At 70.3% G+C, this 18131-nt stretch carries 23 protein-coding genes and 1 tRNA gene; 14 read left to right on the forward strand and 10 right to left on the reverse strand.

Annotation, left to right across the window (positions count from 1 at the left end; all coding sequences use genetic code 11):
• Positions 1-26: 26 nt before the first annotated feature.
• The 3 genes from Tbon_RS00890 to murI are packed head-to-tail and all read right to left on the reverse strand — an operon-like array spanning position 27 to position 1769.
• On the reverse strand, positions 27-218 hold the full coding sequence (locus tag Tbon_RS00890; RefSeq protein WP_158065862.1) for a DUF951 domain-containing protein: 192 nt from the start codon (positions 216-218) through the stop codon (positions 27-29).
• Complete coding sequence (gene pyrF, locus Tbon_RS00895; RefSeq protein ID WP_158065863.1) at positions 208-990, reverse strand: orotidine-5'-phosphate decarboxylase; 783 nt, start codon at positions 988-990, stop codon at positions 208-210. Before pyrF ends, Tbon_RS00890 begins: the two co-directional genes overlap by 11 nt.
• Positions 987-1769 carry a glutamate racemase gene (gene murI / locus Tbon_RS00900; protein WP_158065864.1) on the reverse strand — a complete coding sequence of 261 codons (783 nt, stop codon included), beginning with the start codon at positions 1767-1769 and terminating at the stop codon, positions 987-989. Before murI ends, pyrF begins: the two co-directional genes overlap by 4 nt.
• Before the next feature lie 66 nt (positions 1770-1835).
• On the opposite strand from murI, the gene Tbon_RS00905 reads away from it, so the two are divergent.
• Complete coding sequence (locus Tbon_RS00905) at positions 1836-2555, forward strand: 2-phosphosulfolactate phosphatase (protein ID WP_158065865.1); 720 nt, start codon at positions 1836-1838, stop codon at positions 2553-2555.
• Here the strand turns inward: Tbon_RS00905 and Tbon_RS00910 are convergent.
• From Tbon_RS00910 to Tbon_RS00920, 3 genes are read right to left on the reverse strand one after another with little or no spacing between them, the layout of a single operon-like run.
• Positions 2506-3882: a DUF4129 domain-containing protein gene (locus tag Tbon_RS00910; RefSeq protein WP_158065866.1), complete on the reverse strand. Its 1377-nt coding sequence runs from the start codon at positions 3880-3882 to the stop codon at positions 2506-2508. The genes Tbon_RS00905 and Tbon_RS00910 overlap by 50 nt on opposite strands.
• Positions 3879-5090, reverse strand: a complete 1212-nt coding sequence (locus Tbon_RS00915; protein WP_158065867.1) for a DUF58 domain-containing protein — start codon at positions 5088-5090, stop codon at positions 3879-3881. Before Tbon_RS00915 ends, Tbon_RS00910 begins: the two co-directional genes overlap by 4 nt.
• Positions 5091-5092: 2 nt before the next feature.
• Entirely contained in the window at positions 5093-6076 is a 984-nt protein-coding gene (locus Tbon_RS00920) for an AAA family ATPase (RefSeq protein ID WP_158065868.1), read from the reverse strand.
• A gap of 74 nt (positions 6077-6150) precedes the next feature.
• On the opposite strand from Tbon_RS00920, the gene Tbon_RS00925 reads away from it, so the two are divergent.
• Positions 6151-7152, forward strand: coding sequence for an MBL fold metallo-hydrolase (locus tag Tbon_RS00925; RefSeq protein ID WP_158065869.1), 1002 nt, complete (start codon positions 6151-6153; stop codon positions 7150-7152).
• Here the strand turns inward: Tbon_RS00925 and Tbon_RS00930 are convergent.
• Positions 7125-7580, reverse strand: a complete 456-nt coding sequence (locus tag Tbon_RS00930; protein ID WP_158065870.1) for a chemotaxis protein CheW — start codon at positions 7578-7580, stop codon at positions 7125-7127. The two genes, Tbon_RS00925 and Tbon_RS00930, sit on opposite strands and share 28 nt — an antisense overlap.
• 82 nt (positions 7581-7662) lie before the next feature.
• On the opposite strand from Tbon_RS00930, the gene Tbon_RS00935 reads away from it, so the two are divergent.
• Together Tbon_RS00935 and Tbon_RS00940 are read left to right on the forward strand one after the other, a co-directional pair.
• The gene (locus tag Tbon_RS00935; protein ID WP_158065871.1) at positions 7663-8082 is read left to right on the forward strand and encodes a Fur family transcriptional regulator; all 420 of its coding nucleotides are present in this window, start codon (positions 7663-7665) and stop codon (positions 8080-8082) included.
• Positions 8083-8163, forward strand: a tRNA-Leu gene (locus tag Tbon_RS00940). It abuts the gene before it with no gap.
• Positions 8164-8405: 242 nt separating this feature from the next.
• Here Tbon_RS00940 and Tbon_RS00945 read toward each other — a convergent pair.
• Positions 8406-8651 (reverse strand): hypothetical protein, encoded by a 246-nt coding sequence (locus Tbon_RS00945; RefSeq protein ID WP_158065872.1) that lies wholly within the window; start codon positions 8649-8651, stop codon positions 8406-8408.
• An 81-nt stretch (positions 8652-8732) separates the two neighbouring features.
• Here Tbon_RS00945 and Tbon_RS00950 point away from each other — a divergent pair, with 81 nt between their 5' ends.
• The 4 genes from Tbon_RS00950 to Tbon_RS00965 all read left to right on the forward strand — a co-directional run bounded on the left by Tbon_RS00950 (position 8733) and on the right by Tbon_RS00965 (position 11964).
• Positions 8733-9299, forward strand: coding sequence for a cob(I)yrinic acid a,c-diamide adenosyltransferase (locus tag Tbon_RS00950; RefSeq protein WP_158065873.1), 567 nt, complete (start codon positions 8733-8735; stop codon positions 9297-9299).
• 13 nt (positions 9300-9312) lie between these two features.
• Complete coding sequence (locus tag Tbon_RS00955; RefSeq protein ID WP_158065874.1) at positions 9313-10131, forward strand: SDR family NAD(P)-dependent oxidoreductase; 819 nt, start codon at positions 9313-9315, stop codon at positions 10129-10131.
• Between the two features lie 79 nt (positions 10132-10210).
• Positions 10211-10522, forward strand: coding sequence for a hypothetical protein (locus Tbon_RS00960; RefSeq protein ID WP_158065875.1), 312 nt, complete (start codon positions 10211-10213; stop codon positions 10520-10522).
• Between the two features lie 86 nt (positions 10523-10608).
• On the forward strand, positions 10609-11964 hold the full coding sequence (locus Tbon_RS00965) for an ABC1 kinase family protein (RefSeq protein WP_158065876.1): 1356 nt from the start codon (positions 10609-10611) through the stop codon (positions 11962-11964).
• A gap of 4 nt (positions 11965-11968) precedes the next feature.
• Here Tbon_RS00965 and Tbon_RS00970 read toward each other — a convergent pair whose 3' ends face one another.
• A complete protein-coding gene (locus Tbon_RS00970) occupies positions 11969-12370 on the reverse strand; it encodes a J domain-containing protein (protein ID WP_158065877.1) in 402 nt (133 codons plus the stop codon).
• A 77-nt stretch (positions 12371-12447) separates the two neighbouring features.
• Positions 12448-13056: a TetR/AcrR family transcriptional regulator gene (locus Tbon_RS00975; protein ID WP_192498034.1), complete on the reverse strand. Its 609-nt coding sequence runs from the start codon at positions 13054-13056 to the stop codon at positions 12448-12450.
• A gap of 229 nt (positions 13057-13285) precedes the next feature.
• Between Tbon_RS00975 and pyrR the strand changes: the two genes are divergently transcribed.
• The 6 genes from pyrR to Tbon_RS14040 are packed head-to-tail and all read left to right on the forward strand — an operon-like array spanning position 13286 to position 18120.
• Entirely contained in the window at positions 13286-13834 is a 549-nt protein-coding gene (gene pyrR / locus Tbon_RS00980; protein ID WP_158065879.1) for a bifunctional pyr operon transcriptional regulator/uracil phosphoribosyltransferase PyrR, read from the forward strand.
• Positions 13827-14810 carry an aspartate carbamoyltransferase catalytic subunit gene (locus Tbon_RS00985; protein ID WP_158065880.1) on the forward strand — a complete coding sequence of 328 codons (984 nt, stop codon included), beginning with the start codon at positions 13827-13829 and terminating at the stop codon, positions 14808-14810. Before pyrR ends, Tbon_RS00985 begins: the two co-directional genes overlap by 8 nt.
• Positions 14807-16132, forward strand: a complete 1326-nt coding sequence (locus Tbon_RS00990; RefSeq protein ID WP_158065881.1) for a dihydroorotase — start codon at positions 14807-14809, stop codon at positions 16130-16132. Before Tbon_RS00985 ends, Tbon_RS00990 begins: the two co-directional genes overlap by 4 nt.
• Positions 16092-17222 (forward strand): glutamine-hydrolyzing carbamoyl-phosphate synthase small subunit, encoded by a 1131-nt coding sequence (gene carA / locus Tbon_RS00995; RefSeq protein WP_158065882.1) that lies wholly within the window; start codon positions 16092-16094, stop codon positions 17220-17222. The genes Tbon_RS00990 and carA overlap by 41 nt, the downstream gene beginning before the upstream one ends.
• Entirely contained in the window at positions 17219-17668 is a 450-nt protein-coding gene (locus Tbon_RS01000; RefSeq protein ID WP_158065883.1) for a GNAT family N-acetyltransferase, read from the forward strand. Before carA ends, Tbon_RS01000 begins: the two co-directional genes overlap by 4 nt.
• A 29-nt stretch (positions 17669-17697) precedes the next feature.
• On the forward strand, positions 17698-18120 hold the full coding sequence (locus Tbon_RS14040; protein ID WP_225734659.1) for a hypothetical protein: 423 nt from the start codon (positions 17698-17700) through the stop codon (positions 18118-18120).
• Positions 18121-18131 lie beyond the last annotated feature (11 nt).

The following is an 18131-nucleotide window of genomic DNA, read 5'->3' on the forward strand; positions in this document are numbered from 1 at the left end:
GCGGGACTGCCGGGTGTCCGACGGCCTCAGTCCTCACGGCGGGTGCGCCCCCTGACCCTGCTCTCGAACTTTCGCCGCTCGAGGAGGACGCGACGTCCGCAGGTCAGGCACTCGATGCCCATATCCGCGCCGACACGGTAGATGCGCCACTCCCAGCCGCCGCAGGGGTGCTGGCGCTTCATCCGGACGACGTCGCCCTCGGCAAAGTCAGGAACCATTGCGAGCGGCACGGAGCGCGTCGCGGAGCGCCCGCGCGGCGTTCGCAGCCGCTTCGGGTCCCGCGCCGGCGTACACGATGCTCCGCGAGGCGTTGACGAGGACGTATCCGTGGCGATAGCCGGCCGCGCCGATGACTTCCCCAGGCGTACCGCCCTGCGAGCCGACGCCCGGGATAAGCAGCGGGAGCCCGGGTACGAGTTCCCGCACGCGCGCCAGCTCAGCGGGGGCGGTGGCGCCGACTACCAGCCCGGCGTTGGCGCCCCACCCGGCCACGGTTGCGGCGACATGCTCGTACAGCCGCGTGCCGTCCGAGAGCTCGAGCGACTGAAAGTCCCCGGCGCCAGGGTTCGATGTACGGCAAAGCAGGTAGACACCCCGGTCGCGATAGGCAAGAAACGGCTCGACCGAGTCGCGGCCGAGGTAGGGATTGACGGTGACGGCGTCGAAGCCCCAGGCCTCGAAGAGCGCGCGCGCGTACGCCTCAGCCGTCGAGCCGATGTCCCCGCGCTTTGCATCGCCGATGACGGGAACCTCGCCAGGGATGGCCTCGAGGACCGCTTCCAGCGCGCGAAGGCCGGGAATGCCCCACTGCTCAAAGAAGGCGACGTTGGGCTTGTAGCAGGCGGCATACGGCATCGTCGCGGCGATGACATCACGGAGAAAGGGGGCGACCTCCTCGACGCGGTGACGTCGGAAATCGGGGTCGAGGCCGACGCAGACGAGTGAGTCGAGTGCGCGCGACCGCGCTGCGAGCCGTTCGATGAAGGTCACGTGGCGGCCTCCTCCCGCGCCGCGGAAAAGCCGAGCTGCCCCATGCGCCGCCGAAACTCTTCCGGGTCCTGGCTGACGATGAGGTCGATACCGCCCGGCCCGGGGCTGAGCGCATCCATCTCCCGCAGCAGGTCGACGGCCCGCCGCGCCACCGGGACCGAGGTGTCGACCGTTGCGATGCCCGGGAACTCCGCCGCGATGACCGGACCGAGGAAGGCGTAGTGCGTGCAGCCGAGGACCACCGTATCGGCACCGCGCGCGACTTCGGGCCCGAGAAGCTCGCGGAGGCGGGCACGGACCGCCGGGGAGCTCACCTCGCCTGCTTCGACGGCCTCGGCGAGGCCATGCCCGGCGACACGGACGACCTGCGTCCCTCGCCCGAATTCCTCAACCACACGCTGCAGCAGGTCACCGTCGAGCGTGCCGGGGGTCGCAAGGACGACCACCCGGCGGCTGCGGGATTGCTGGGCGGCGGGCTTCACGCCGGGGACCATGCCGACGAACGGCACCCCGGGGAATGCCTCGCGGAGGTCTGCCAGGGCAGCAGCGGAGGCGGTGTTGCAGGCGACCACCACCAGTTTGACGTCGCTCTCAAGCAGCCGATGGGTGATTGCGAATGCCCGCTTTCGGACCTCCGCGGCGGGCCGGGGGCCGTAGGGAAACCAGGCTGTATCAGCGAAGTAGAGGACGCGCTCGGCAGGGGCAAGCTCGCGGAAGGCGCGCAGAACGGCGAGCCCTCCAACGCCAGAGTCGAACATCCCCACGGGCCTTGCGTCCATCGGTGCCAAGGGTACCACGGGGATGTTGCTGGTCCTGTCCGGGGGCCGGGGGCGATAGTGTGCAGGATGACCCCAGAGCTGGACGTCCTGCTGGTGCCGCCGGGGGACCGCTGGCCGGATACGGATGCCTGCGCCGTCGTCGACGCGCTCCGGGCCACGACGATGGCCGCTACGCTCCTCCACAGCGGGGCGACCGCGGTCATCGCCGCAGAGACAGAGTCGGCAGCGCGAGCCCTTGCCAGGGAGCTCGGCGCGTTGCTCGCGGGGGAGGTCGGCGGGCTCCCCCCGGCAGGGTTCGACCTCGGCAATAGCCCGTCCAGCGTGAAGGCGGCCACCGTTGCCGGCAGGGAGGTGGTGCTCTTCACGACGAACGGCACGCGCGCCCTCTGCGCCGCTGCGGCGAGGGGCCCGGCGGCAGCGGCGTGCGCGCTCAATGCGGCGGCCGCTGCACGATGGCTGGCGGAGTGGCATCGGGTCGCCATCGTCTGCGCGGGGGAAGCGCGCGGAACGGTGTTTGCGCTCGAGGACCTGGCGGCCGCCGCCTGCATCGTCCGGGCGCTGGTCGCTGCGCGGCCCGGCCTCGAACTCGGGGACGGGGCACGGCTGGCGCTCATGCTCCCGGACCCCGTGACAGCAATCGGCGCCAGCGCGCACGCGGACGCACTCCGGGCACTGGGCCTCGGGGAAGACATCGCTGCGGCGCAGGCGGTCGACACCGTACCGTTCGTGCCGGTCGTCACGGCACGGGGCGCCGGGTGGGTCCGCCTGGAGCCGGTCCGCGCCTGACATCCCGCCAGCGCCGCTCGAGCTCAGCCAGCTCGGCGGGTCCGGGCTCGCGGCCGCCGTAGCGCGCCAGTTCGAAGGCCCGGGTGATGTCGTCGGTTACCGCAGTCATGAAGGTCTGGTGGAGGACCGGGGCGAACTCGTGCGGTGTTTGCGACGGCTGGCGAGGACGTCCCCGGTGTTCGGCATCGTCGAGCACCTCCAGGTAGAGGCGCGCAGCGGCTGAATCGCCGGGCGATGGCCGCCCTCCCGCGCGGCCGCGGAACAACGCACCAAGCATCGAACGGATGTCGTCCCGAAGGCTCCCGGCAGCGCCGGCTGAGGCAGACGCTTCGCGGAGCCGGGCGTAGCGGCGCCGCGCACGTGTCCAGGCGAGGACGATGCCGGCGAGCAGGCCGACAAAAGCCAGGAGCGCCAGCGTGCGGAGGCCGAACAGCCCCACCTGCTCAGCGACCGAGGTGTCGCCGGCGGGCTCGCCCCGGGACTGCTGGCCCGCCTGTTCGATGGCGCGGTTCAGTCCCTCGAAAGGGTCGATTCCGCTGAACAGGCGCTCGAAGATGGCTGTGAGGACCCAGGCGACGGGCGTGAGGACGACGATCAGCACCGCCTCCACGGCAGCGCCCACGGCCGGCAGGACGGTCGGGCCCAGGAGCCGGGCCGCGACACCGAACAGCAGAAAGCCCACAACCGCGATCGCGCCCACGCCGCCGAGCAAGGCGCCGGCGACTCCACCTGCCCGTACCGTGCCGAGGGTCGCACCTCCGAGCGCCAGCTGCGCACATGCCAGGGAGAGGACGGCAACCGCGAAGAACGCGGCCGTGAGCGTTGCGAGGTCACCGGCGCGAGAGGAGCCGGCGCCCAGGACCGCGGCGGCGATGACGATGGCAAAGGGAACCAAGAGCGTCCGGGGGTGCCCTTCGAGGTCGAAGTCCTGGTCGCTCCGGATGGCGCCGCGGGCCCAGGCCGCCGCCAGGACAAGCGCAGCGGCGACGGCGGGTGCGCCCGCGCGCATCGTCGCCTCCGGCTCGCGGTAAAAGTCGGGGAGCCAGCGAAACGTCCAGGCCGAGAGGTCCCCCGTGGCCTCGAGGCCCGCGGCCGTGTAGACGATAGCGAGGGCCAGCCCGAGCAGCGAAGCCGTCGTGCGGCGCTCGTCGAGGGCGGCACCGACCACCCGGGGCAGGACGAACCCGGCCCCCAGCACGGTGAGCACAGCGGCGAGCCCGGCAGCCGGTGCGCCGGCGTCGAACATGAGGCTGACGAGCACCCCGAGCGTCGCGAGCGCCAGGGCATCGGCGAGGAGCGCCAGTGCGATCGCCGCAGCGCCGATCATGCGAGGGCCTCGGCGGGCTGAAAGTCAGCAGCAACCCGCTCCACCGTCACGCCGGGGATGGTTGCGCGAGCGGCGCGGTCGGTTGTCGCCAGCAGGTGGACGCGATGCCCCTCGGCTGCGAGCCGCGACAGCGCCTCTGCGAGCGGCGCCGGGACGAGGGCGGCCACGGCGATGAGCGTCGAGCCAGCTTCGATGCGGCCCATCTCGCGGCGGATGGCGCCGGCGAGGTCGCCCATGGTGAGCGGCTGCACGACGGCGAGCGCTTCGAGGAGACGGACGAGCTGGTCGCGCGACCGCGACGGGGGGAGGCGGATGGGGCGGTCGGCGTCGGGGTAGGCGCCGTTGGCGAGCAGGCCCACCGCGTAGCGCGCGCCGGCGGCCCAGGCGATGACGGAGGCAGCGACGGAGACGAGCCGTTCGAGCTCATCGGAAAGGTAGCCCTCCCAGGCGTGCTCGAGGGTATCGATGTTGAGGAGGACGTAGAGAAGCCGGGTGGCCGAGGGTTCGTACACGCGTGACCGCAGGTCGCCCGCCCGGGCCGTGGCCTTCCAATCGATACGCCGGAGGGGGTCGCCGGGGCGGTATTCGCGAAGACCGGCGATGCGCAGCGGGTCTTCGAAAATCCGCTCGCCGCCGCGCGCATCGCCGAACGGCCGCTCCGCGGGCAGGCCCAGGTCGGGCAGGCGGTACACCCGCGGATAGACCACCAGATGGTCAAGTTCGGCGTCTTCAGTCCGGGCGGGCCAGGCCCCGAGGATGTCGGAAGAGCGGATGGATGCCGGCCCGACCTGGTGGTAGCCGCGGCGGGCCGCGGTGAGCGTGACGGTCCACCGTTCGGCGGCGTACCAGCCGATGGCGCCGCGCTGGACGAGGTAGTGCAGTCCGGGCACCGCCGACGCAGCGAGCCGCTCGCCGGCAGCGCGGAGGTGCTCACTCAGGCCGAGGCGCCACTCGAACCAGGGCAGCGGCAGGGGCTTGCGGTTCACAAGCCTGACCTCGAGCTCCACCGGCTCGTTGATGAACACGCGCCGCTCCGCGAGCGAGCGCCGGAGTTCGAGACGGTCGAAGAGGTGGTTCGACCACCAGCGGGAGGTGACCCCGAGCGCCATGGTGCCGAGTCCGACCATGGCGACGAGCGGCAGCCCCGCGCCGAAGCCGACGATGAAGAGCAGCCCGCCGAGCACCGGCCAGGATTCGCGGAAGGGCATGGTCAGCCCTCCAGCGGGACCGGGATACGCTCGACGACCTCGGCGAGCAGCTGCTCGACATCGCGGCCGCGGAGCCGTGCCTGGGTCGAGAGGATCAGGCGGTGAGCGAGGACGGGGCCGACAAGCTGTTTGACGTCGTCGGGGAGCACGTAGTCGCGCCCATCGAGGGCAGCGCGGGCGCGGGCCGCGCGGAAGAGTGCGAGGGCCGCGCGAGGGCTTGCGCCGAGCTCGAAGGCGGGCTCGGCGCGGGTCGCCTGCACCAGGCGGACGATGTAGCGGCGAACCGGCGGTGCGACATAGAGCCGCTGGAGCCGGCGCGCGAGCGTGACGAGCGTCGGGGCATCGATGACCGGAGCGAGCGTCTCGAGCGGGCTTGCAGCTTCGAAGCGCTGGAGCATCCGGTCCTCGTCCTCCTCGCTGGGGTACCCGAGGCGGAGGCGCAGGAGAAAGCGGTCGAGCTGGGCTTCGGGCAGCGGGAAGGTGCCTTCGAGTTCGACCGGGTTCTGGGTGGCGATGACCAGGAACGGCGAGGGCATGCGGACCGTCGTGCCTTCGACGGTGAGCTGGCGTTCCTCCATGGCCTCAAGCAGGGCGGCCTGGGTGCGCGGGGTCGCGCGGTTGATCTCGTCGGCGAGCACGACCTGGGCGAGGAGCGGCCCCTCGCGGAAGACAAATTCGCCGAGCTTCTGGTTGTAGTAGGTGATACCGGTGATGTCCGACGGCATCAGGTCGGGCGTGAACTGGATGCGCCGGAACGAGCAGTCGAGCGACCGTGCGAGGGCCTTGGCGAGCGTCGTCTTACCGGTACCCGGCACGTCTTCGAGGAGGATGTGGCCCTCGCAGAGGAGCGCGACGAGCGCCAGGTCGACGACGTGGCGGTTGCCGACGATGACCCGTTCGACGCTGGCGCGGAGGCGCTCCGCCGCATCGCGCACCTGCGCCACCTCGGCAGGGGTCAGGCGGTCGGCTTCAGGAGGTTCGGCCATCGATGGCGGGATGGTACCCGGTTCGGCGGAGGGCCGCGAATGCCCGTCGCCGGGCGGCCTCGTAGACTGCTGCCGTGCGAGACGTTACGGCCGTTTCCCTCGGCGACAATACGATCTACCTGGTCACGCTCGATGGCGCGCGTGTGCTCATCGACACGGGGCCGGACTTCCGCGGCGCGGACGCGCTCCTGGAGGAGGCGCTGCGAGGCCGGCTGCCGGACCTCGTGATTGCGACGCATGGCCACCTCGACCACGCGGGCCTCGGGGCCTGGTGGCAGGCGCGCGGCGTGCCGGTGGCGATGCACCGGCTCGACTGGCCGCTCGCCACGGGCAAGGAACCGTCGGGCGAGGAGTTCGCCGCCCTCGAACGGTTCGTACAGGACTGCGGAGCGCCTGCCGACGTTGCGCTGGAGGCGCGGGCCGGCGTCGAGGCGCGGCGGCGGTGGTCGGCTGAGGCACGGGGCGGCGACTACCGGCCGGCGGGCCGGGACCGGCGCTGGCCGACCGGGCTGCGGTACGTTCCGTTTACGCCCGCGAAGGGTCTTGAGGATGCCATGGTGCCGGGGCTCGAGCTGCTTCACCTGCCCGGGCACACGCCCGGCAACGCCGTGGCCTGGGTGCCATCAGAAGGGTGGCTGTTCTCGGGCGACCAGCTCCTGCCGGGGCTGACGCCCACGCCGGCGCTCCAGGGGCACCACGGAGCTGGCGGGCCAGACTGGCGGCTGCGGAGCCTGCCGCTCTTCATCGATGGCCTTCAGCGCATCCGGGGGCTGGCGCCGGCACGGTGCTTTCCGGGCCACGGCGAGCCGTTCGGCGACGTGACGGCGGCGGTGGACGCGAACCTCGCACAGGCCGAGCAGCGCGCAGAACGGGCGCTCGACATCCTGCGGGCGGCAGGACCCCGCACGGTCTACGAGCTCGCGGAGGCGCTCTACCCCCGGGCGGTCCGGCGGCGGTTCTGGCAGATCGTGGCGACGGTCCAGGGGGTGCTCGACCTGCTCGAAGCCCGGGGACAGGCGGTCAGCGACGGCGTTCGCTGGGAAGTGGCTCAGGCAGCGAGCGCCGCCCGCTCCTGACCCGGTTCGACGAGTTCGGCGCTCACAAGCCAACCGACCAGCTCATCCCGGTGCTTGAGCACGACCCGCCGCGTAGCGCCGGGGATGCGCACCAGTTCGAACTCCTCGGGCCGGGCCGTCGTGACCTCTTCGACCCCATCGACGAGGAGCGCGGCCGCGCCCTCGCCGGCTGAGACGACGATGAGCCGCCGGTCGGGCGAGGTCTCCGCGTGGCCGAGACCGAGACGCGCGGCGAGGTCGATGACCGGGATCGCCTGGCCGCGCACCTGCGTGAGGCCGAGGACGTGCGGGGGCGCCCCGGGCGACGGCGTCAGGGACCCCGGCACGAGAATTTCGCGGACATCGTCGATGGACAGCGCCTGGAGCGTGCGCCCAACGCGAAAGATGACGCACTGGACCGGCGACGACGGAAGAGCTGCTGATGCCATGACAACCGACCTCCCGCTGCGGTTATCGGAAGGCTACAGGCGCGGATGGAGGCACCGGATGGCCGTTTGTTAGGATTGTCACGTGGGGTTTACCGAACTCGCGAACGCGCGGCTTGAGACGATTGGCTTCCGGTCGACGGCCCCGAGGAGGGCCGTGCTGCGGGCGATCGAAGCGGCGGGCGCCCCGTTTACCGTCGAGGACCTGCTGGCCAGCCTCCCGGACGTCGGGCGGGCGACGGTGTTCCGCACGATCAAACTCCTGCACGAGCTGGAGCTCCTCTGCCGCGTGCCGCTCGAAGACGGGAGCGTCCGGTACCAGCTCAGCCAGGGGGAACACCACCACCACCTCGTCTGCCGCGGCTGCGGGCGGTTCACCGAATTCACGGACCTTGAGCTGGACGCCCGGATCCAGGAACAGGCGCGGGCGCATGACTTTACCCTCGAAGGGCACGCCGTCGAGCTGTACGGCCTGTGCCGCGAGTGCCGCGGGCAGGGCGCATAGGCCGGGGTGGCGGAATGGCAGACGCAGCCGGCTTAAACCCGGCGGCCGCGAGGCATGTGGGTTCGAATCCCTCCCCCGGCAGAACCCCTCCCCGGATTGATGCGAAACCTGAATGGTGAGGGCCGGCACCGGCCGCAGGGCAGGCACGGGCGGGCGCGCGCTGCACGGCGGAACCAGCGGGCTGGCGGGTCGAGCACCGGTCCGGGCCCGGCGCCGGCCCTTCGGGCGCAGACGTTACGCCGGCCGGCGGGCCTGCGCGGTACTTATGACGTTTTGGCGAGCGAAATTATTGAACGGGTTCGATTTATGGCATGCAGGGGCCGTCAGCCGGCGCCGGCATGCGGAGCGACGTCGCTTTCGTAGGGCGTTGCCGAGTGCGCGACCTGGCGGAACGGCTCAAACATCGTGTCGAAGCGGCGCACTTCGACGGGGCGGCGAATGCCCTGGTGTTCGCAGGCTGAGCCGACCGAGCAGCTGGCGCAGCAGTACTTCCGACCGGCCATGATGTGCGGCGGCGACGTGTAGACTGCATGGCAGCGGATGCAGCGCTGAGGCTCGGCGTTCGTCATCGGGCTCCCCGGGATGTCGATTCGCTCACATTCTGCGCAGGCGCGCCGCTCCGCGAAAGCTGAACGATTGCGCAGGTAGCCATGGTTCGCATCAATCGCGTCTACACCCGCGCCGGGGATACCGGCACCACCGCCCTCGGAGGCGGCCAGCGCGTTCCCAAGGAGAGCCTCCGTATCGAGGCGTACGGGACGGTGGACGAGCTGAACAGCGTCCTCGGCGTGGCGATCGCCGCCGGCCTCGACCCATCGATGCGGGAGCGGTTCCACATCATCCAGCAGGTGCTGTTCAACCTCGGCTCGGACCTGTGCATCCTCGAGGAGGACAAGGAACGGCTGCCGGTGCCGCGGGTCGAGCCCCGCCACGTCGAGCAGCTCGAGCAGTGGATCGACGAGTGGAACGAGGCGCTCGAGCCGCTCACGAGTTTCATCCTGCCAGGGGGCGACCTGGCTGCGGCCCAGCTCCACGTCGCGCGGACGGTCTGCCGCCGGGCCGAACGGGCGGTGGTGGCGCTCTCTCGGGAGGAGCCGATCGGCGCGGAGGTGGTCCCGTACCTCAACCGGCTCTCGGACTTCCTGTTCGTGGCTGCCAGGTACCAGGCAAAGCTGGCCGGCGTGGGCGACATCCTCTGGGACAGCCGGAAGTACTGAGGAGGCGGCAGTGATGGGGCGTTTCGAGGGAAAAGTCGGCGTTGTGACCGGGGGCGGCACCGGCATCGGCCTGGCATGCGCGCGGGCGATCGTCGAAGGCGGCGGGAGGGTGTTCCTTGCGGGCCGGCGCGAGGCGGTCCTCCGGGCGGCGGCCGAGCAGCTCGGCCCGGCTGCCGACTACGTCGTGTGCGACGTGGCCGACGACGCCTCGGTCGCCTCGGCCTTCGCAAACGTGGAGAAGACCGCCGGGGCGCTGCACCTGGCCGTCAACGCCGCAGGCACGGGGACCGTCGGGAGCGTCCTCAACGGGCCGGTCAGCGAGTTCACGCGCGTGCTGGAGACGAACCTGACGGGCGCGTACCGGGCGATGCAGCACGAGGCGCGCCTCATGGCGCGGTCCGGCGGGGGGAGCATCGTCAACATCAGCTCCATTGCCGGGACGCATACGCACCGGTGGATGACAGCGTACTGCGTGGCCAAGGCGGGGCTGAACATGCTGACGCGCTGCGCGGCGGACGACCTCGGTGAGCTGGGCATCCGGGTCAATGCGGTGGCGCCCGGGCTGGTGCCCACCGACCTCGCGGCGGGGCTCGTCGCGAACGAGGAGACGGTCGCCGAGTACCTGCGGTGCATGCCGCTGGCGCGGCTTGGCACGACGGAAGACATTGCGCATGCCGTGGCCTTCCTGCTGAGCGACGAAGCGAGCTGGATTACGGGGATGGTCGTGGCGGCCGACGGGGGCCACCATCTTCGGCAGGGGCCCGACCTGCTGCACCAGTTCCGCCCCATGTTCGGGGGCGCGGCCGGCAGCCCGGCTCCGAGCCGGGCTTGACACCCCCGCAACCGGCCCTACGCTAAGCCTGCCCGGCAGCCCCCACACTTACCGGCCGGGAAACAAGGAGTGCACAGGAATGGCGGATCTCAAAGAAGCGGCAGAGCAGTTTGCGAAGGACCTCGTGAACCAGAACATCGCGGGCCTCATGATGGCCTTCACCCCGAACGGTATGGGGCAGGCGATGGCCCTGCAGGCGCAGATGCAGGCTGCGGGCGGCCCCCAGCCCACCGGCACCCCGACCGTGACCGTGGAGCTGCAGGGGCAGGAGGGCGACGACCACCTGGTCGACATCGTGATGTCGTCGGATGCCGGCACCCGCACCATCGCGACCCGCTGGAAGGATGTGGCAGGTGCGTGGAAGGTTGACGGCATCGCGCTGAAGGCCTGACCGGCCCGCTGCGACCGCAGAACCGAGGCCGCCCACGTGGGCGGCCTTTCGCTTTTCGGCGGGCCGAGCCTGCTACGCTGAATGGCATGGCGGAGACACTGACTGGAGCGCGGCCGCTCCCCTGGCCGCAGCGGATTCGGAGGTTCATCGACGTCGGGTGGACCTTCGTCGTTATCTACCTCACCTACAAGCGGCTGCAGAAATTCCCGGCCCGGGACCCCGAGGAGCGCGCCTGGCGGCTTTCGAATGCACACCTGGCAAATGCCCGCCGAATTTACGCGCTCGCAACGCGGATGGAAGGGCTGCTCATCAAAACGTGCCAGTTCATCTCGAGCCGGGCCGATGTCGCGCCCCCGGAGTACATCAGCGTCTTGAGCCGGCTCCAGGACCGGGTGCCGGCGCGCCCGTTCCGGGAGGTGGCTGAGCAGGTGCGGCGCGAGCTTGGCGCCCATCCTGACGCCATCTTCGCGGAGTTTTCGCGGACGCCAATCGCGTCGGCGTCGCTGGCCCAGGTGCACCGCGCGCGGACGAAGGACGGCCACGACGTCGCCATCAAGGTCCAGTACCCGGGCATCGACCGCGTGCTGGAGACCGACCTCCGGAACATCTCCATCCTGGTTCGCATCCTGGCCCGGATCGAGCCGAACTTCGATTTCCGGGTCATCATGGACGAGCTGAACCGGCAGGTGCCGCGGGAGCTCGACTTTATCCTCGAAGGGCAGAGCGCCGAGCGGGTCGCGCGCGACCTTTCGCACCGGCGGGACATCCGCATCCCGAAAGTGTACTGGGAGTACACCGCGCGGCGGGTCCTGACGACCGAGTTCATCGAGGCGACCAAGATTTCGGACATCCCGGCGCTGCTGGCGCAGGGCATCGACCCGAATGATGTGGCGCTTATCATGACCGAGGCGTACTGCGAGCAGATTCTCGTGCACGGCTACTTCCACGCGGACCCGCACCCGGGCAATCTGCTGGTGCTTCCGGGGCCAGTGGTCGTGTTCATCGACTTCGGGCTCTCGAAGGAGCTCCCGGAGGACTTCCGCCTGAACTATGCGCGGCTGGTCGTGGCGATGATGCGGCAGGACGAAAAGGAGATGGTGGAGGCCTTCCGGGCGATTGGCTTCCGAACGAAATCGGACGACCCGGAGACGCTCATCGCCCTTGGGCGGTCGTTCTTTGAGGCAGCGGGGCCTGAGCAGAAGCCCTACATCGACGCGGATGTGATGCCCGAGGTCAACGAGCGGCTGGCGCGCATCCTGAACGCTAACCCGGTCACAGAGATCCCGGGGGAGATTCTGCTCATCTTCCGGGTGCTCGGGCTGATGAGCGGCCTGCAGAAGCGGCTGGACAGCCGGGTGAATATGTTCGAGACGATTACCCCCTACGCCGAGGAGCAGGCGAAGCTGCTCGAAATGCGCGGGGCGGGAGAAGCGGCAGGCTGACCGGTCAGATGAGCCAGTCTGCGATGGCCCGGAAGAGCGCGGTCGCGCTATCCCAGCCGAGGTAGAGCAGCGCGGCGGCCTGGACGGCCACCACGAGCCCGAGCGCCGCGACGAGGATGTTGCCGGCCAGGTTGCGGCGCCGCTGAGCGGCCCGGGCCTCCCGCTCGAGCCGCTCGAGTTCTGCGCGGAAGAACGCGCGGTCGTACTCGCGGCGGAGTTCAGGCTTCGAAAGCACCGCGTAGGCCTCGTTGAGGCGCTGCATCGCCTCCCGGGCGGAGTCGTCATACTGGGCCTGGCGCATCAGGTCGTCCGAGAGGCGCGCATAGGCGGCCTCGATGCCCGCAAGGTCAGCCTTTGGGGGCAGGTTGAGGATGGAGTAGTAATCGACCAGCCGGGGCTCGGCCATTGCGTGCCCTCCCTACGGGAATAAGACGGCAGGGCGCAGGCAAAGATGAAGCCCTCGAGCGGCCGGCGGCGAAGAATTCAGGGGGTGCAGGCGAGCCCGGCGATGTAGTAGCGCACCTGGCGGAGCGGCGTCTCCCGGTCGATGGGCGCGCCCCCGAAGACGTGCGCGAGGATGAACATGTTGAGGATGCCGGTGATTGCGGTGGCGCAGACGGGGACGTCATCGGTGCGCAGTTCGCCGGCCGCCATGCCCCGCGCGAGGATTTCGTCGAGCGGCAGACGCACGCGCTCCCCGAGTGCCTGAGAGAATTCGGCCATGGGCACGCCGCCAAGGCCGAATACTTCGCGCAGCACCAGCGCGATGATCTCCTCCTGCTGAAGGAAGCAGTCGAGGTACCGCTCGCAGTAGGCGAGCACCTGTTCGGCAACAGGCGCTTCGGCCGGGAGCTGGCTGCGGATGGTCTCAGCCAGCTCTTCGAGAATCTGGCGGACGATGCCGGCGTAGAGCCCCTCTTTTGAGCCGAAGTAGTAGTAGATCATCGGCTTCGTCGTGCCGGCGTCTTCCGAAACTTCGCGGAGTGAGGTGGCGGCGAAGCCCTTTTGCGAAAAGAGCCGCAGGGCGCTCGCGAAGATGCGGTCGCGAACGTCGGGTTCTCTCGCCTGGTCCTGGCCAGGATGCGACGACACGTACAGGCTCCGGGCGTGATGTGCGGGGACGAGCAGGCAGCCCGAGTATACGCCCGGGGAGCTGGATGGGTCATGTCCGGCGGCTGGCGCCGGCCGTTCAGACGGTGTATCCTCAGCGAAACCCTTTAAGGTGGTCCCGTGAGGCCGCCAAGGGAGGAGGTGCCGGCATGGCCGGCGGGGTGTTTGCTGTGACCTGCGCCTGCTCCGATTCCCGGGGGAGGCGTTTTTCGTGAGCGGCGTACGGTATCTGGGGCCAGAAGAAATCGCCCGCACCATCCGGCGGCTGGGCCACGAGATCATCGAGAGCAACCGCGGCACGGATGGGCTCGTGCTGGTTGGGCTGCTCTCGCGGGGGTACCCGCTGGCGCGGCGGCTTGCAGCCGCGATCCGCGAATTCGAGGGCGTGGAAGTACCGGTAGGCGCCCTCGACATCGGGCTGTACCGGGACGATGTTGCGCAGCGCGGGACTCCACCGCCGGTGCGGCCATCGGATATCCCGGTTTCCATCGACGGCAAGACCGTCGTGCTGGTCGACGATGTGCTGTTTACCGGGCGCTCTGCGCGGGCGGCGCTGGACGCGCTGCTGGATTTCGGCCGGCCGGCGCGGGTTCGCCTGTGTGTGCTGGTCGACCGGGGCCACCGGGAGCTGCCGATCCGGCCCGACTTCGTGGGCAAGAATATCCCGACCGCGCTGGTGCAGCGGGTTCGGGTGCGGCTGAGCGAGACAGACGGTGAGGATGCGGTTTACGTGTACGGCGGGGAGGACGGCGATGCTTGATGCTCCCGCACGGCTCGCCGGGACCGCCGGCGGAGCCGCCTGGACTCGGAAGGACCTGCTGGATACGGATTCGCTCTCGCGCGAGGAGATCGAGCTGGTGCTCGAAACTGCGCGGAGCATGAAGGAGGTGCGCTCCCGGCCGGTCGCAAAAGTGCCGACGCTGCGGGGCGTGACCGTCGCGACGCTGTTCTACGAGCAGAGCACACGGACACGGGCGAGCTTCGAGGTCGCGGCGAAGTCGCTCGGCGCGGACGTGGTCAACCTCACGGCGTCAGGGTCATCGGTGGAGAAGGGCGAGTCGCTCATCGACACCGTACGGACGCTCGAGGCGATCGGCACGGACGTCATCGTGATGCGCCATTTCCGGTCGGGGGCGCCCTACCTCGCAGCCCGGCACACCGGCGCCAGCATCATTAACGGCGGCGACGGGACGCACGCCCATCCGACGCAGGCGCTGCTCGACCTGTTCACGATGGTGAACCACCTCGGCTCGGTGGAAGGCCGCCGGGTCGTCATCGTCGGAGATATCCTGCACTCGCGCGTCGCGCGGTCGAATGCGTGGACGCTGCTTCGCCTCGGGGCGGAGGTGACGCTCTGCGGTCCGGCCACGCTGCTCCCGCGGTGGTTCGTGCCGGAGGTCCCCGGCGGCGGGAGGTGCACCGTCACGACCGACTTCGACCGGGCGATCGAAGGCGCCGACGTGGTGATGGCGCTGCGGATGCAGAAGGAGCGGCAGCAGCGCGGACTCATCCCCTCCCTCCGGGAGTACATCGCGGGGTACCAGGTGAACGCCCAACGGCTGGGGCGCGCCGCGCCGGGCGCGCTGCTGATGCACCCGGGACCGATGAACGAGGGGGTCGAGCTTTCGCCGGATGTGGCCCACGGCGCCCAATCCCGCATCGAAGAGCAGGTCGCCAACGGGGTCGCCGTACGCATGGCGCTGCTCTACCTGATCGCCGCGAGGAGCCGCGCATGAACGACATCCTGCTGGTCCGCGGCGGACGCGTGCTCGACCCGGCTGCGGGGCTGGACGCCGTTCTCGACGTGCTCGTGGCGAATGGCGTTGTTGCGGCGATTGGGCCGGGGCTCGAAGCGGCCGGGGCGCGAGTGCTGGATGCCGGCGGCTGCATCGTTGCGCCGGGCTTCGTTGACCTGCACGCGCACCTGCGTGAGCCCGGCTTTGAGCAGAAGGGCACCATCGCGACGGAGACTGAGGCGGCGCTGCGCGGGGGGTTCACCACGGTGTGTGCGATGCCGAACACACGCCCTGCCCCCGATTGCGGGCCGGTGCTGGAGAGCATTGTCGACCTGGTGCGCCGCCATGCACGCGTGCGCGTCTTCCCCATCGGCTGCGTCACGCGGGAGCGTGCCGGCAAGGAGCTGGCGGAACTCGCGGAACTGGCGGCCGGGGGAGTCGTTGCGTTCAGCGACGACGGGAGCCCGGTAGCCGACCCGCGGCTGATGCGGAACGCGCTGGCGCTGGCCGAAGCTCTCGGCCTGCCGCTTTCGGAGCACTGCGACACGCCGGAGATGCACACCAGTGGCGCGATGAACGAAGGCGCGGTCAGCGAACGGCTGGGGCTCTCGGGCCAACCGGCTGCAGCAGAGGCGACGGCAGTCGCGCGGAACATCGAACTCGCCGCGGCGACGGGTGCGCGGCTCCATATCGCCCACGTCACGACCGCTCGGGCGGTCGAGCTGGTTGCCGAGGCGAAGGCGCGGGGGCTCCCGGTCACCTGCGAGGTGACGCCGAGCCACCTGTTCCTTACCGAGGCAGCGGTCGCCGGTGACGGGCCGGAGCCGGCCTACGACACGAACGCCAAGATCAACCCGCCGCTGCGGACCGAGGCGGACCGGCGGGCGCTGCTGCGCGGGCTCGAGGCCGGGGTGATTGACGCCATCGCAACCGACCACGCCCCGCACGCGGTGGAGGACAAGCTCGTCGAATTCGAGGACGCGGCGTTCGGCATAAGCTGCTTCGAATCGGCGGCCGGGACGGTGTTCACACTGGCGGCCCGCGGGGAGCTGCGCATCGAACGCGCCATTGCGGCGCTGACGAGCGGGCCGGCGGCGTGCTTCGGGCTGGCCGAGCGCGCGCCGGGCGTCGGCCGGCTCGAGCCGGGCGTCTCGCGGGACGTGGTGGTGATCGACCCGGCGGCGGAGTGGGTAGTCGACCCGGCCGGCTGGGTTTCGAAGGGGAAGAATACGCCGCTCGGCGGGCGCCGGCTTACCGGTGCGGTCCGGGCGGTCATCATCGATGGAACGCTCAGGTGGGAGCGGGAGGGTGCCAGTGTCTAACGCGTGGCTCGTGCTCGCAGACGGGACGGCCTACCCGGGCCGGGCCGCCGGCATCGAAGGGCACGCCGACGGCGAGGTCGTGTTCAACACCTCGATGACCGGGTACCAGGAGATGCTGACGGACCCGTCGTACGCAGGGCAGCTCCTTGTGCTGACCTATCCGCTCATCGGGAACTACGGCATCGACGAGCGCGTCGAAGAGTCGGCACGGATCCAGCCGGCGGGCCTCATTGTCCGGCAAGCGACCGGCCAGCCGAGCCACCTGCGGTCGCATCGCACGCTGCGGGAGTACCTTGAGGCGCGCGGCGTGGTTGCCATCGACGGCGTGGACACCCGGGCGGTGACGCGGCGGATCCGCCGGCACGGTGTGATGCTCGGCACGATCACGACCCATGAGACGCCTGAGCAGGCGCTCGCCCGGGTCCGCGACCTGCCCGGATACGACGACATCAACTGGGTCGCTTCCGTCACGACACAGCGGGTTTACGACTGGTCCATCCCGCTCGGCGAAGGGAAGTACCGGGTGGCGCTGCTCGACGGCGGCGTGAAGCGGAACATCATGCGGATGCTCGAGAAGCGGGGATGTTCGATCCGGGTGTTCCCTGCGGACACCCCGGCGGACGAGATTCTTGCGCTCCACCCGGACGGGGTCTGCCTTTCGCCCGGGCCGGGTGACCCGCGCCTGCTCGACGGCATGGTGCGCGAGGTCGGGCGGCTCATCGGGCAGGTGCCGGTGTTCGGCATCTGCCTGGGCCACCAGGTAGCCGCGCGGGCGCTCGGCGCGGGGACGTTTAAGCTGCCGTTCGGGCATCGCGGCGGCAATCACCCGGTGAAGGACCTCGTTTCCGGGCGGGTGACCATCACGGCGCAGAACCACGGGTACGCGGTGGACCCGGACGGGCTGGATTCGAGCGCGTTCGTCAGCCACATCAACCTGAACGACGGGACGGTCGAGGGCATCGCTTCGAAGAAGGACCCGCTGATGACCATCCAGTACCACAGCGAGGCCTGCCCGGGCCCGCTCGACAACGACTACATCTTCGACCGATTTGTCGAACTGATGGCCACCGCCAAAGGAGGGGTACGATGACCCGGGCCACGGAGATCCGGCGGGCGACGCTCGCCGATGCGGAAGGAATCGCCGCCATCCTGCGCGGTATGGGCTCTGAGAACGTCGGGCTGGAGGGGCCGTTCGATGCGGCACGTGTGGAGGCCTGGCTGCGCCGCCTCGGCGACGACGGGGCGCTGTTCGTGGCCTATGACGGGAGTATTCCCGTCGCATTCGGGGCGCTCGACTTTGATACGGCCGACCCGGAGACAGGGCTGCTGGGCGTCTGGGTGCTGCCGGACCACCGGCGACGCGGGATCGCGACCGACCTTGCGGAGGCGATTCTCGAGTTCGCCCGGCAGCACGGGTACCGGCGAATCCGCGGGCGGCTGCCGGAAGGCAACGAGCCTGCCCTGAGCTTCCTCTCGAGCATCGGCGCCATGGTGCCGCTCCGGAATCCGAACATGCGCTTCGAGCTGCCACTCTAGGGGGGCAGCCGATGGCAGGGAGCAGCGCGATGACCATCCGCCGGCGGAACAACGCGCCGATCCGGCCCCGAAGGGGGGCGCCGGCTGCCGCGGACTTTGCGTTCGCCTTCGCGAGCGCAACGCTGGTCATCGCCGGCATCTTCGCGGTGGCGAGCTTCACCGGCCCGGGCTTCGCAGGGGGCGACGCGGGCGCAGACCTCGCGCGGTTCTTCGCCGCATCGCTCGCGATTGCCGCCGTCTGCGCGATGCTCATCGGAACGCTGCTTGTCTCGGGCGCGCCGGACGCACGGGACCATGTGCTGGCCCCGGTGGTTATCGGCGGGGCCATCGGGGTGCTGGAGGCGTTGGTCCTGCTTCGGGCGGCGCCCGAACTGCTGCCGCTGCCGCTTGCGCTGCTGCTCTTCGTCCCGCCCCAGGTCCGGGGCATCCTCTTCGGCCGGCGGGGGCGATGACGATGACAGGG

The sequence above is a fragment of the Tepidiforma bonchosmolovskayae genome (assembly GCF_008838325.1).
Taxonomy (GTDB): Bacteria; Chloroflexota; Dehalococcoidia; order Tepidiformales; family Tepidiformaceae; genus Tepidiforma; species Tepidiforma bonchosmolovskayae.

Coding starts and splice junctions, on each gene's coding strand:
- Tbon_RS00890 (WP_158065862.1), bottom strand. CDS start 218: ATGGTTCCTGACTTTGCCGAGGGCGACGTCGTCCGGATGAAGCGCCAG.
- murI (WP_158065864.1), bottom strand. CDS start 1,769: ATGGACGCAAGGCCCGTGGGGATGTTCGACTCTGGCGTTGGAGGGCTC.
- Tbon_RS00905 (WP_158065865.1), top strand. CDS start 1,836: ATGACCCCAGAGCTGGACGTCCTGCTGGTGCCGCCGGGGGACCGCTGG.
- Tbon_RS00910 (WP_158065866.1), bottom strand. CDS start 3,882: ATGATCGGCGCTGCGGCGATCGCACTGGCGCTCCTCGCCGATGCCCTG.
- Tbon_RS00915 (WP_158065867.1), bottom strand. CDS start 5,090: ATGCCCTTCCGCGAATCCTGGCCGGTGCTCGGCGGGCTGCTCTTCATC.
- Tbon_RS00920 (WP_158065868.1), bottom strand. CDS start 6,076: ATGGCCGAACCTCCTGAAGCCGACCGCCTGACCCCTGCCGAGGTGGCG.
- Tbon_RS00930 (WP_158065870.1), bottom strand. CDS start 7,580: ATGGCATCAGCAGCTCTTCCGTCGTCGCCGGTCCAGTGCGTCATCTTT.
- Tbon_RS00945 (WP_158065872.1), bottom strand. CDS start 8,651: ATGACGAACGCCGAGCCTCAGCGCTGCATCCGCTGCCATGCAGTCTAC.
- Tbon_RS00950 (WP_158065873.1), top strand. CDS start 8,733: ATGGTTCGCATCAATCGCGTCTACACCCGCGCCGGGGATACCGGCACC.
- Tbon_RS00955 (WP_158065874.1), top strand. CDS start 9,313: ATGGGGCGTTTCGAGGGAAAAGTCGGCGTTGTGACCGGGGGCGGCACC.
- Tbon_RS00960 (WP_158065875.1), top strand. CDS start 10,211: ATGGCGGATCTCAAAGAAGCGGCAGAGCAGTTTGCGAAGGACCTCGTG.
- Tbon_RS00965 (WP_158065876.1), top strand. CDS start 10,609: ATGGCGGAGACACTGACTGGAGCGCGGCCGCTCCCCTGGCCGCAGCGG.
- Tbon_RS00970 (WP_158065877.1), bottom strand. CDS start 12,370: ATGGCCGAGCCCCGGCTGGTCGATTACTACTCCATCCTCAACCTGCCC.
- Tbon_RS00985 (WP_158065880.1), top strand. CDS start 13,827: ATGCTTGATGCTCCCGCACGGCTCGCCGGGACCGCCGGCGGAGCCGCC.
- Tbon_RS00990 (WP_158065881.1), top strand. CDS start 14,807: ATGAACGACATCCTGCTGGTCCGCGGCGGACGCGTGCTCGACCCGGCT.
- carA (WP_158065882.1), top strand. CDS start 16,092: ATGGAACGCTCAGGTGGGAGCGGGAGGGTGCCAGTGTCTAACGCGTGG.
- Tbon_RS01000 (WP_158065883.1), top strand. CDS start 17,219: ATGACCCGGGCCACGGAGATCCGGCGGGCGACGCTCGCCGATGCGGAA.
- Tbon_RS14040 (WP_225734659.1), top strand. CDS start 17,698: ATGACCATCCGCCGGCGGAACAACGCGCCGATCCGGCCCCGAAGGGGG.